Below are 12,228 nucleotides of genomic sequence, written 5' to 3' on the forward strand. Positions count from 1 at the left end.
AAAAGATATGGCTCAGGTAGTAGTGGTAGGAACTCAATGGGGGGATGAGGGCAAGGGGAAGATCATCGATTTATTGGCCGAGTTCGCCGATGTAATCATCCGCTTCCAAGGGGGGAGCAATGCCGGCCACACCTTGGTGGTAGGGGGGCAAAAGTTCATCTTTCACCTCATCCCCTCAGGCATCCTCCATAAGGGGAAGAGATGTGTTATCGGCAACGGGGTGGTGGTTGATCCCCACGTCCTCATAGAGGAGATCGATAGATTGAAGGAAAAGGGGTATCTGCAGGACGACTCCCAGTTCCTGCTCAGCGAAGAGGCCCATATAATCTTCCCCTACCACAAGATGATCGACATGGGGAGGGAGCGAATCCGCTCAGGGGGGAAAATCGGGACCACCGGAAGGGGAATAGGACCTGCCTATGAGGACAAGGCCGCCAGATGTGGGATTCGGGTCATCGACTTTCTCGATGAGAAGATCCTCCACAAAAAACTTGAGGAAAACCTGACTCAGAAAAGGTATTACCTCACCCACGAGATCGAGGAAGAGGAACCTGCGCTGGAACCCCTATATCAAGAATACATGGGTTATAAGAAAAGGCTCCAACGGTATGTCACAAACACCTCCCTCTTTCTGGCCCAACAGATCAAGGAGGGGAAAAACATCCTCTTTGAGGGTGCCCAGGGAAGCCTCCTGGACGTTGATCACGGCACCTATCCTTATGTCACCTCTTCTAGCACCGTGGCCGGCAACGCCTGTGCTGGTTCTGGCATCGGGCCTACCCAGATCGATTTTGTCCTAGGGGTAACCAAGGCCTATACCACCAGAGTAGGTGGTGGTCCTTTTCCCACCGAGCTAACTGATGAGATCGGTGAAATGCTCAGGGAAAGGGGTGGGGAATATGGGGCTACCACCGGAAGGCCTAGGAGGTGCGGTTGGTTCGATGCGGTAGTGGTGAGACACGCTGTGAGGGTGAACGGCCTGGGGGGATTGGCCATCACCAAGTTGGACACCCTCACCGGGCTGAAGACCATCAAGATTTGCACCGCCTATCGCGTGGGGAATGATTTGATTACCGAGTTCCCCGCTAGCTCTGAGCTGGTGGCCCGATGTCAGCCCATATATGAGGAGCTGGAGGGGTGGGAAGAGGAGATCAGCGGGGCCAAAGAGATCTCCCAGCTTCCCCCTTCCGCCCAAAGGTATTTGAAGAGGATAGAGGAGCTGACCCAGACCCCTATCCACATCGTGTCAATAGGGGCACAACGGAACGAGACCATCATCCGCCGTAACCCTCTTTTGACTTGACCTAGCGTATATCTCACTTCAACGTGGAGGTTGATCATCTCCACTTTAGCTAGTTGAACAAAAAAGATTCTGGTACCACCCATGAAGGGCCAAGGCCTGATGGCTATTGACAAAGGGGCAAGGTAGGGGCATCTTTAAAGGAGGGTGAGAAGATGTCCGCAGGGTTAAAGGTCGAGTGTTATTCCGGTTACAAGGTCAATCAGAGACCCCTGGTCTTCTTTCTGGGCAAAAAGAAGCTCCAGGTAAAAAAGACCATCGACCAATGGTATGGACCTGACCACACCTATTTCAAGATCTTGGCCGAAGATGAGAATATCTACATCTTGAAGTACAGTGAGATAAATGATCACTGGGAGTTAGTATTCTTCAAAGAAGGGGGCTATGACCTCGAGGTCTCTCCCGGAATATGGAGGAATGCCTCCTCCTCTTGATCCTTGACTATATCACCACATTTGATAATCATCGTAAATGCTTCATGCCATGGATATCCAATACCGCTGCTCAGGGTAGAGGGATAACTTTTTTGATAAATTCCTCCAATCTCTCGGCCAGTTGGGGGCTTTTCAGGGCGAAGGCTATGTTGGCCTGCAGATAGCCCACCTTATTCCCCGCATCGTACCGCTCCCCCAAGAACTCGTATCCATAGAGGGGCATCCTCCGGGCCAACTCCTGAAGGGCATCGGTCAACTGGATCTCCTCACCCTTGCCCGGAGGGGTACTCTCCAGGATGGGAAATATCTCCGGGGGAAGGACATACCTCCCGATAACGGCCAGATTCGAAGGGGCTTGACCCGGTGCGGGCTTCTCCACCAACTCCTGGATCCGATAAATCCTCTCCTCCACCTCCTCCCCCCGGATGATCCCATAGAGGTGGGTCTCGGTTTCGGGGACGCGCTGCAGGGCGATCACCCCCCCTCCCCATCGATGATAAACATCCACCATCTGGACAAGACAGGGAGGATCTCCATCTACAATATCATCCCCCAACAGGACGGCAAAGGGCTCCTCACCAACCACATCGCGAGCACACAGTACGGCATGTCCCAAGCCTCTGGGCTCCTTCTGACGTACCGCCACCACCCTCGCCATCTCTGAGACCTCCCTAACCATCTGCAACAACTCCTCCTTCCCCTGCCTCTTTAAGGTCTCCTCCAACTCAAAGGAGCAGTCGAAGTGATCCTCAATGGCCCCTTTCCCTCTAGCGGTAATAAGAATCACATGTTCGACTCCTGAGGCCACTGCCTCCTCCACGATATATTGGATGGTTGGTTTGTCCACGATGGGCAAGAGCTCCTTGGGGACCGCCTTGGTTGCCGGAAGGAACCTCGTCCCCAACCCTCCTGCGGGAATTACCCCTTTGCGGATCTTAGCCTCCATCGCCTCTACTCCTTTCCGATTCAACCTTCAAAGATGACCTTACCTGTATCCTTTAAATTGTAGCCGGGCAGCGTATGAGAAAGCCTGCGAATCTGCACGGGGTCTATGTAGGCAATAAACCCCTTAATGACCTTTGTGGACCAAAGCTCCTTTGGAATAACAAGATCAAACCTCTCCTCTTGGATGGAGATGAAGTCGAGGGGGAAAAGATGTGCCACATATTCTATCCCCATACCCACATCTGCCTCTCCAAAGAAGACCTTGAGGGCCACCTCTAAATGGGTATCCACCTCGTCAGCAAAACCGACTATCTCCTTTCCCTCTAAGCCCTTTTCCCCTAAAAGATATTCGAGCAGAAGCCTTGTGCCAGACCCCTCGTTCCTATTTATGAACCTTAAACCCTTCTTGAGTGCGTCTTCTAAGCCCTTGATTCCCATGGGGTTGCCCTTTTTGAGGATAAGCCCTTGTCTCCTGTACCACAGATTGACGACTATGTACTGCTGAGAGGACAAATGTCTGCTGAGGAAGGGGAGATTATATTCTCCTGTGTCCAGGTCCAAAATATGTATGCAACATGCCTGCCCCTTCCTTTGCGAAAGGGCCTGAATGCCTCTCAGGCTACCAACTGGGGAATAAAAGGTAAGGGATTGAGGGAACTTATCCCGGGAATAAAGGGCCAAGAGCCTCGCCAGGAGGATATCGTCACTTCCTACAATGAGTATGTCTTGCTCCCTTTGCACATTCTCGTCTATCCAGCGCATAATGTGCTCTTTGGGAAAGAGCCATTTGCCCGCAATCCTCACATGGGGGATAACCCCTTCTTTTATAAGTTGATATACCTTTTTTTCATTAAGCCGAAGAAGATCAGCCAGCTCTTTTGTGGTAAGTAATTCATCCATGCTGATCATGTATACCATGAAGCCCTGATGCTTGTCAATAAAAACATTAAAAATAACAATTTCCCCGATAAATTAACAATGAAGATTAATTATTGACATATAATGACAAATAAGGTAATTACAAAACGGTTCGGCGTGAAGCCGGCCCAAATCAAAAAAAGAATTAGGAGGAGGTGCTTAATGAAATCCGGATGGGTCGTACTCGCTTTTTTAGGCATCATGGGGGGGTTCTACACAACTCAGGTCTCTGCTGAGCAGCTCAGGGGTAAGCTTATAATATTTCATGCCGGAAGCTTATCAGTCCCCTTTGAGGCTATGGAAAAGGCCTTTGAGGCAAAGTATCCGAACGTAGATCTTCAACGTGAGGCAAGCGGAAGCCGAAAAGCTGCACGGAAGGTTTCAGACCTGAGAAAACCGTGCGATATCATGGCATCGGCCGATTTCACCGTCATCGATGGGATACTCATCCCTGAATATGCGAACTGGAATATCAGGTTTGCCACCAATCGTCTCGTCCTTTGTTATACGGACAAGAGTAGATATGCCAGGAAGATCAATGCAAATAACTGGTATGAAATTCTAACAAGAAAAGGAGTCGTATGGGGACATTCAGATCCGAACGCCGATCCCTGCGGTTACAGGTCCTTAATGGTGCTTCAACTGGCAGAAAAGTACTATAAAAAACCGGGACTTTACCAAAAGCTCATTAATAGCCGTCCAAAGGAAAATATCAGGCCCAAATCGGTGGAACTGGTTGCCCTTCTGCAGACCGGAAATATGGATTATGCCTGGGAATACCGGTCGGTAGCGGTTCAGCATGGGCTCAAATTTATAGAACTTCCCGATAAGATTAACTTAGGGGATTATAAGTGTGACGGCTTCTATAAGCAGGCGGTAGTGACCCTCACAGGCAAAAAACCAGGTACTTATATAAAGAAGAAGGGGAAATCTTGCACTTACGGAGTTACTCTGATAAAGAATGCACCCAACAGGGAGGCTGCGATCGCCTTCCTTGAGTATCTTTTGGATCCAAATGGGGGGCTGAAGATTCTCAAAGAGATGGGGCAACCTCCATTTATCCCCTGTAGGGTCCCTTCGGTGAAGATGAAAACACAACTCCCGAAGGAATTGCAAAAGTTGGTGGAAGTTAAGGATTGATAGTCTTGTAAAAAGTACCGTTTACCCTCTCCTCGCGGAAGGGGAGTAAGGGGAGGGGAAGAAGGAAAATATCGGATGACGAAGAGAGAGCCGTTCTTTTGGATTACCATCTCATGCGGTCTTGTAATCATGGCCTTTATTCTGCTGCCCCTCATCGAAATGATGACCGCTCCCTCTCTAGCAATGCTCAAGGAGACGATAAAAGATAAAAATGTCGTGCAATCGATCTGGCTGAGTATTTACACAGCCGGATTGGCCGCTTTGATTTCCTTTGTCTTGGGAACACCCCTTGCGTATCTGCTGGCCCGAACCAACTTCAGGGGTAAACGATTGGTAGAAGGCATCATTGACCTCCCCATCGCCATTCCACATCCTGTGGTGGGAATCGCAATCCTCAGTGTCGCAGGGAAAACCCACTGGGTCGGGCAAGTCTTCAGTGAACTTGGGATACGGGTTATGGGAAGTGTGACCGGTATCGTTATTGTCTTGACCTTCGTGGGGATGCCCTTTTATCTCAACGCTGCAAGAGATGGTTTTGAAAGTATTTCCCCCAGATTGGAAAAGGTATCCCGTAGCCTGGGAGCCTCTATGTCCAGCACCTTCTTCCGCATTACCTTTCCCCTTGCATGGCGCAGCATGCTTATCGGTATTATCATGTGCTGCGCCCGGGCCATCAGTGAATTTGGGGCAGTGGTAATTGTAGCCTACCATCCTATGATTGCGCCGGTCTTGATCTATGAACGTTTTGAGGCCTACGGGCTAAAATATTCCCAGCCTGTAGCGGTCTGGCTGGTATCTATTTGCCTGATCCTGTTTCTGATTCTCCGAGTCCTTACCTTGCGCAAAAAGAGAGAAGCATGATCAGATTAGAAGATCTCAACACACACCTGCTCGAATTTGATCTTCGTGATATCAATCTGGGCATAGAGGAAAATGAGTTCTTCATCTTAATGGGGCCTACTGGGGCCGGCAAGACAGTCCTCCTGGAGGCCATAGCTGGTCTGGTCCCTGTCAAAAGTGGCAAGATCCTCATTGGAAAAAAGGAAATAACCAAACTACCTCCTGAAAAACGGGGTATCAGCATTGTCTATCAAGACTATGCCCTCTTCCCTCACCTAACCGTCTTGGAAAATATTACCTACGGCCTGCACTTTCACAGGCTCGACAAGACACAAGCAGAAAAACGCCTTCATCGCCTGATTGAAGAATTGAATCTTTCTCACCTGCAACAGCGCCTTCCAACCAACTTAAGCGGAGGTGAAAAACAACGGGTCGCCCTGGCAAGAGCGTTGATGATCGAACCCATGGTGCTCCTCCTCGATGAACCCCTCTCTGCACTCGATCCCGGGTTCAGGGAAGAAATCAGAAACGCGCTCAAGAGGCTTCATCAATCTTCTAATACGACCTTCTTAATGGTAACCCATGATTTTGCTGAGGCCCTATCCTTGGCAGGGCGAGCCGCAGTAATGAATAACGGAAGAATAGAGCAAGTGGGTCACATAGAAGACATCTTCCAAAGACCGAGTTCGACCTTTGTGGCTGATTTTGTTGGAATGAAGAATCTCTTTGCAGCCGAATTCAGGGGTACAAAGGCCATTATCCACAATTTGGAAGTTGAACTGGGAACAGAACCGACCAACAGCCACGGATACATAGCGATCAGACCTGAGGACATTGTCATTAGCAGAGAAGAACTTACCTCCAGTATGAGAAATTCATTCCGGGGAACTGTCACCGGGGTGGTCGATCAAGGATTCTATTATGAGGTTCACGTTCGGGTGGGACAGGTCACCTTCAAATCTTTGATTACGAAAAGGTCCCTTTTTGAATTAGATGTCCATGAGGGTGTTGCGGTAGTCTTATCTTTCAAATCGACGGCTATCCACAACTTTTAACCAGATCAGTTAGCTACCCATATATGCGTCAAAAAACACCTCATTATGTTGCACCCTTCTTCTACTTTTAAGGCCATGAGCGTAGAGGTCATCGAGGCCTTTTGAAACCCCACCTTTTCATATTCCTTTGTAAAAAAGCGGTATCTTAAGGTAGTTCTTCATAAATTGACCAAAACATGATTTGATAGTAAGATATGGGCAAATAATGCAGGTGGATTAAAGGCTCTTTGGATTCTAAAAGAAGATGACAATGGCAAAAAGGCACAATTTGACCCTTCGATTTAACTCAGGATTAATCCTGAGCGTAGTCGAAGGATTGAGGCTTCACCTAGAGTTGTGCATAAACCCCGTTAGATGCTTGCTATCTAACGGGGTAAACGAAGTACTTCACAAAATATGCCAATTGGGGAGCATAAACGAAATAGTTCGGTTATGAACAATTATACGCCATGCCTAAGAAGAATAAGAGGTAGACGAAGATGAGAAGAAAAATGAGAGTATATCTGGACACTTCGGCAATTTCAGCGCTATTTGATGAAAGGAATCCAGAGAGGAAATCACTCACAGAAGCTTTTTTCGCGGAAATAGGAAATTTTGAGACTTTCATCTCCGAAATTACGGTTGCTGAGATTGAACGTACTCCCGACATGGAACTCCGAAGTAAAATGAAAGATGCAGTATCACGATTTTCGGTGTTCTCTTTAACCGATGACGTTGAATGGATAGCGAGCGAGTATATTCGCCATGGTACGGTTCCTGAAGGTTACTCTGAGGATGCCTACCATATTGCCATTGCTGTTATAAACGAGCTAGACTATCTTTTGAGTTGGAACTTCAAACACATAGTGAGGAGGAAAACGAGAGACATAGTGAGGATGGTAAATACTTTAAATAACTTGAGACAAATAGAAATTATAACACCTGCGGAATTGCTATAGGAGGAGAAAATATGAGCAAAATTAAAGAAAAAGATATCGAGGAAATAAGAAGGACGGTAGAAAAGGAGTTCCCAGACGACCCTGCTTTACAGCAAGTTCATATCGCAAGGAAAATCATTGCTAAAGAAGCGCAACTTGAAGGATTAAGTTTCTTTGAATACCTCAAATTGTTGGGAAAACAAGTTAAGCCAGTCTAATAAAGGCACGGCGTATAACAGAGCGTATCTGGCTCCGTGTCTTCGGCACTACGCCCAAATGCCCCTTCGGGGAACTTCAGATACGCTCGGAACGTTATACGCAATTCCGCCGTTAGTATTAAAAAAATTGATGCCAATTTTTAATGTAAAGGAGGTAGAGCCATGAGTAAAAATTCCGACGCATATATAGCACTCGATAAAACGGGTTTAGAGAATAAATACGTGATCATTGTAGATGGTGAGGTGGTGGCAAAGGGGGAGAATATCGAGGAAATGCTCGATAGAGTGCGGCGAGAATATCCCCACGAAAGACCCTTTGTAGCGAAAGTGCCCGAGGAAAGGGTATTAGTACTATGATACATCAAAGATTCAGAGAAGAAAGAAGTAGCTTAGGAATCGTTCTTCGCCCTGTAGCAGAGGTGATTTTGGAGAATAATGGTTTTGCTGTGGAAATACCGATGTACATAGATTCAGGTGCTGATGTCTCAATGATACCTTTTCGTTTTGGTAGAGCGCTTGGCTTTAAGCAAGAGGGAGAAGACGCCATCCAAGAAATTAAGGGAGTTTCAGGAGCAGGAGTTCCTTATATTCTCAAGGAGGTCACTTTGGTGTTGAATGGCAAGAGGCTGAAAGTGAGGATAGCGTGGGCATTAGTTGAAGAAGTACCGATGCTTATGGGAAGAATGGACATATTTGACAAATTTCGGGTGATTTTTGATGAGAGAAATGGATGGGTTGATTTTGAGGAATGATGGCGGAACAGCGTATAACACGGTGTTTGTGGTTCGCTACGCTCACCCAATTTGTGCCTTCGGCACAACTTCGCATACACCGAAACCGTTATACGACATTGTGCAAAGTTTAAAAGGAGGATATGAACATGTGTCTAATGAACGAGTATATCAAAAGAAGATTAAGTGGCCCTGAATTGGAATCTGAACTGCTTAAATTAGATATATAGAGGTTAAGGCGAGGAAGGACGAAGGTCTTGTGGCTCTTACTTGCAATGAATGGTTTAAAGCAAAGAGATTCAAAGAACAGTACTGGCTTTATGTGATCGCCAATGCAGCCGTAAATCCAACCCTTTACATAATCAATAACCCCTTAGAGAATTTAAATGTTCAGGAAAAGGTCGAGGTTGTGAGGTTTATAGTTCCTCTAGAGGAATGGAAGAATACGGGGGTAAAGGCATGAAAGTAGAAGAAATTATGATACTTCTCAAAGAGGTCGCTGGCGAAGCTGAGCGGAAGTATAAAGCTCGCATAAAAGGAATTTTCGGCTCTTTTGTAAGGAGTGAAGAGCATGAAAAAAGCGATCTTGACGTTCTTGTTGAATTTGAAAGTGATGCGGATCTTATCCATTTTGTGGGGCTTTCACTTTTTCTTGAAGAAAAGATTGGTCTCAAAGTTGATGTTGTTCCTTACGATGCGATCAGAGCAGAAATAAAGAAAAACATCTTAAGGGAGGCTATTTATTTATGAGGGATCCAAAACTCTATCTAAAGGATATTTTAGAGGCGATGTCCGCAATAGAGAGATTTGTAGAAGGAGTGGAATTTGAAGATTTCAAGGTGAACGATGAGAAATCAAGCGCAGTAATTAGAAAGTTTGAAATTATCGGTGAAGCTACTAAAAATGTCCCAGAGGATGTAAAACAAATGTATCCTGACATTCCATGGAGAGAAATGGCTGGTTTCAGAGATAAACTTATTCATTTCTATTTTGGGATTAAGTATGATCTTGTTTGGCATACAATTAAGAATCGTATTCCACAGGTAGAACCCTTGATCCAAAAGGTTTTAAAAAATTTGAAGGATGGTGCATGAAGAGGTTTATAGAAATCAGTTTCCCTGTTAAAGAGGTAAGTATTGAGTCTGCAAAGGAGAAGAACATTCGGGCATAAACCCCGTTAGATGCTTGCTATCTAACGGGGTAAACGAAGTACTTCGCAAAATATGCCGATTTGAAAGCATAAACGAAATAGTTCGGTTATGAACAATTATATGAAATGGCGGCATCTGTTTCAAGGAGATGATAAAGGTGGCTGAAAACAAAAAATATGTGGAACTGCTCTGGGCAGAGAAATATGACAAATATGAGAAAGGGGAGAAGAGGCCGCAAGATATGCCCAATCTTCCTTTTCAGGCTGTGGAGACGGTAAACAAACCAAGACTAAAAGAATTAGAGGGAGGACTTTTTGACCCATCACAGATATATCCAGAGGATGAATATCCTGAAAACTACCCAAAGGACTGGAAGAATCTGCTTATGTGGGGCGATAACAAATTAGTTATGTCTTCTTTGATAAAGCAGGGCTGGGCAGGAAAGGTAAATCTAATTTACATCGACCCGCCGTTTTTCACAGGTGCAGATTTTACAATAAGAACAAAATTAGGAGACGAGAGGATAGAAAAAGAGCCTTCAATAATAGAAGAGAGGGCATACAAAGATACATGGAGTGGTGGGATTGCCTCTTATCTCAGGTATATGTATGAGCGGTTGGTTTTGATGAGAGAGCTGCTAACTGAGAATGGGTCTATTTATGTCCATTTGGACTGGCATGTGGGACATTATGTTAAGGTGATGATGGATGAGATTTTTGGGTATGAGAATTGTAGAAATGAAATTGTTTGGTGTTATACGGGACCAGGACATACATTAACAGACTTTGCGAGAAAACATGACATAATTCTTCGTTATACAAAGACGAATAATTTTACCTTCAATCAAATATTCGTCCAATACAAGTCAGGGATACATGTTGCAAAATCAGGTGAGATATTGGCCTATAAGGGGACAGTAAAAGAAAGTAAGGCTGAAGAATTAGAAAAAAGGGGGAAACCAGTTGAAGATTGGTGGAATGATATTCACACCACCGACAGAGTTAGGAGCGAGATCTTAGACTTTGATACCCAAAAGCCCGAAGCCCTCTTAAAGCGCATCATCCTTGCTTCCTCCAACCCCGGCGATATTGTTGCTGATTTATTCTGCGGTTCTGGCACAACCTTAGCAGTTGCAGAAAAGCTCGGCAGGCGATGGATAGGATCTGATTTATCCAAGTTTGCCATTCAGGTTACGAGAAAGAGGCTTTTGGATATGCACAACTCAAAGGATTTGCAGAATGATGGCAAGAAATACGAAAAACCAGCAAGACCTTTTGAGCTCTGGAATATCGGGAACTATGAAACGGTTTACTGGCAGGAGAGAGAAGATGAATATCTTGCCTTTATGCTTAAGCTCTATCAATCTCAAGCCTTAAAACATTTTAGATATTTGCACGGGAGAAAAGAAGAAAGGGCAGTTCATATTGGTCCTTTGAATGCCCCTGTTACGATGGAGGAGATCGAAAAGGTAGTAATTGAATGCAGAGCCAATAATTTCTACAAAGCAGATGTCCTGGGTTGGGACTGGAGCTATGAGGTAAATGAGTTAGGAAAAGAGCTGGCAAAGAAGAACGGAGTTGATTTAAGGCTTATTCAAATTCCTTCTGTAAACGAAATAAAATCTGCCCTTGTTGGTTTTGACTTACAGTTACTGAAAATACCCGATGAAGCAATTGAAAAAGATTTGGCGAAGTATGTAAAATTTGCTCAGGTGGCTTATCTTGAGATTGAGATGAAGGTGGAAGATAAAGAAGCAACTCTCCAAATCACCGACTTTCAAATTCCGCCAACTGCTGAGCTTGCCGAGATCGCAAGCAAGGTGAGGGATTCAAGAGAACTTATAGATTATTGGGCAATAGATTGGGACTACAAAGGCGACACCTTCCACAACCAATGGCAAAGTTTTAGGACAAAGAAAAATCCAAAAGTAGATTATAAGGCAAGACACAGGTATGAAGAGCCGGGAGAATACCAGATCATGGTGAAGGTTGTGGATGTGTTTGGGAATGATACGAATAAAGTGACGAGGGTGAGGGTATGAATAACGATAAAGACTTTTACCCTTATAAGGAGAAGGTCGAATTTTTTAAATGGCAATTAGCATATGTGATAGACCAAATAAAAATGGCTGATAATAAAATTAACTTTCTTTTAGCCATTTATCTTGTAATATTAGGTGTAGCAGTCTCGCAGATAAAAAAGATGATTGATATCCTTTTGAATATGAGCGTATATTCTATCTGGAAAGTAGCCATTGGAATTCTCTGTGTCTTATTCTTGTACTGCATATTTAAATTTTTTTATTGCTTTATCAATACAATAAAACCAAGAACAAGTCCGAAAGAGAGTTTGAGAGAAAAAGATTATAAGTCTTTTATTTTCTGGAGAGATATAACTGATATGGGATATCAAAATTTTAAAAATGCTACATTAGAAAATCGCTGGGGTGACTTAGAAAAGCAAGTATTTATAAACTCCTGTATAGCCAAAGACAAGTTTAAAAATGTGAATGGTGCATATAAACTTTTTCACCCCACATTAATTATTTTTCTTACCTTACTTAGTCTTATCTACTTAAT

16 protein-coding genes and 1 pseudogene are annotated in these 12,228 nt (G+C 44.8%); 15 read left to right on the forward strand and 2 right to left on the reverse strand.

Annotated elements, in window-relative coordinates; genetic code table 11:
- The first annotated feature begins 7 nt into the window (after positions 1 to 7).
- Together JRI46_05620 and JRI46_05625 are read left to right on the forward strand one after the other, a co-directional pair.
- Positions 8 to 1,303, forward strand: coding sequence for an adenylosuccinate synthase (locus JRI46_05620; GenBank protein MBW2039064.1), 1,296 nt, complete (start codon positions 8 to 10; stop codon positions 1,301 to 1,303).
- Between the two features lie 152 nt (positions 1,304 to 1,455).
- Positions 1,456 to 1,734, forward strand: coding sequence for a hypothetical protein (locus tag JRI46_05625; protein ID MBW2039065.1), 279 nt, complete (start codon positions 1,456 to 1,458; stop codon positions 1,732 to 1,734).
- A 70-nt stretch (positions 1,735 to 1,804) separates the two neighbouring features.
- Here JRI46_05625 and galU read toward each other — a convergent pair whose 3' ends face one another.
- Together galU and JRI46_05635 are read right to left on the reverse strand one after the other, a co-directional pair.
- Complete coding sequence (galU, locus tag JRI46_05630; GenBank protein MBW2039066.1) at positions 1,805 to 2,680, reverse strand: UTP--glucose-1-phosphate uridylyltransferase GalU; 876 nt, start codon at positions 2,678 to 2,680, stop codon at positions 1,805 to 1,807.
- 20 nt (positions 2,681 to 2,700) lie between these two features.
- Positions 2,701 to 3,597 (reverse strand): helix-turn-helix domain-containing protein, encoded by an 897-nt coding sequence (locus JRI46_05635; GenBank protein MBW2039067.1) that lies wholly within the window; start codon positions 3,595 to 3,597, stop codon positions 2,701 to 2,703.
- 162 nt (positions 3,598 to 3,759) lie between these two features.
- On the opposite strand from JRI46_05635, the gene wtpA reads away from it, so the two are divergent.
- The 13 genes and pseudogenes from wtpA to JRI46_05700 all read left to right on the forward strand — a co-directional run.
- On the forward strand, positions 3,760 to 4,737 hold the full coding sequence (gene wtpA / locus JRI46_05640; protein MBW2039068.1) for a tungstate ABC transporter substrate-binding protein WtpA: 978 nt from the start codon (positions 3,760 to 3,762) through the stop codon (positions 4,735 to 4,737).
- A 75-nt stretch (positions 4,738 to 4,812) separates the two neighbouring features.
- Positions 4,813 to 5,598, forward strand: a complete 786-nt coding sequence (locus JRI46_05645; protein ID MBW2039069.1) for an ABC transporter permease — start codon at positions 4,813 to 4,815, stop codon at positions 5,596 to 5,598.
- Complete coding sequence (locus tag JRI46_05650) at positions 5,595 to 6,632, forward strand: ABC transporter ATP-binding protein (protein MBW2039070.1); 1,038 nt, start codon at positions 5,595 to 5,597, stop codon at positions 6,630 to 6,632. The genes JRI46_05645 and JRI46_05650 overlap by 4 nt, the downstream gene beginning before the upstream one ends.
- Before the next feature lie 479 nt (positions 6,633 to 7,111).
- Positions 7,112 to 7,570: a PIN domain-containing protein gene (locus JRI46_05655; GenBank protein MBW2039071.1), complete on the forward strand. Its 459-nt coding sequence runs from the start codon at positions 7,112 to 7,114 to the stop codon at positions 7,568 to 7,570.
- An 11-nt stretch (positions 7,571 to 7,581) separates the two neighbouring features.
- The gene (locus JRI46_05660; GenBank protein ID MBW2039072.1) at positions 7,582 to 7,767 is read left to right on the forward strand and encodes a hypothetical protein; all 186 of its coding nucleotides are present in this window, start codon (positions 7,582 to 7,584) and stop codon (positions 7,765 to 7,767) included.
- A gap of 162 nt (positions 7,768 to 7,929) precedes the next feature.
- Positions 7,930 to 8,124, forward strand: a complete 195-nt coding sequence (locus JRI46_05665; GenBank protein ID MBW2039073.1) for a hypothetical protein — start codon at positions 7,930 to 7,932, stop codon at positions 8,122 to 8,124.
- Positions 8,121 to 8,519, forward strand: coding sequence for a hypothetical protein (locus JRI46_05670; protein MBW2039074.1), 399 nt, complete (start codon positions 8,121 to 8,123; stop codon positions 8,517 to 8,519). Before JRI46_05665 ends, JRI46_05670 begins: the two co-directional genes overlap by 4 nt.
- 196 nt (positions 8,520 to 8,715) lie before the next feature.
- Positions 8,716 to 8,961: a DUF3883 domain-containing protein gene (locus JRI46_05675; protein ID MBW2039075.1), complete on the forward strand. Its 246-nt coding sequence runs from the start codon at positions 8,716 to 8,718 to the stop codon at positions 8,959 to 8,961.
- Complete coding sequence (locus tag JRI46_05680) at positions 8,958 to 9,248, forward strand: nucleotidyltransferase family protein (protein ID MBW2039076.1); 291 nt, start codon at positions 8,958 to 8,960, stop codon at positions 9,246 to 9,248. The genes JRI46_05675 and JRI46_05680 overlap by 4 nt, the downstream gene beginning before the upstream one ends.
- Positions 9,245 to 9,592: a DUF86 domain-containing protein gene (locus JRI46_05685; protein ID MBW2039077.1), complete on the forward strand. Its 348-nt coding sequence runs from the start codon at positions 9,245 to 9,247 to the stop codon at positions 9,590 to 9,592. Before JRI46_05680 ends, JRI46_05685 begins: the two co-directional genes overlap by 4 nt.
- Before the next feature lie 214 nt (positions 9,593 to 9,806).
- Positions 9,807 to 10,883, forward strand: a pseudogene (locus JRI46_05690) (site-specific DNA-methyltransferase).
- Entirely contained in the window at positions 10,863 to 11,690 is an 828-nt protein-coding gene (locus tag JRI46_05695) for a hypothetical protein (GenBank protein ID MBW2039078.1), read from the forward strand. Before JRI46_05690 ends, JRI46_05695 begins: the two are co-directional and overlap by 21 nt.
- Positions 11,687 to 12,228 (forward strand): hypothetical protein (locus JRI46_05700; GenBank protein MBW2039079.1); only part of this gene is annotated, 542 nt, incomplete at its 3' end. The genes JRI46_05695 and JRI46_05700, both read left to right, overlap by 4 nt.

The sequence above is a fragment of the Deltaproteobacteria bacterium genome (assembly GCA_019308925.1).
GTDB lineage: Bacteria > Desulfobacterota > B13-G15 > B13-G15 > RBG-16-54-18 > JAFDHG01.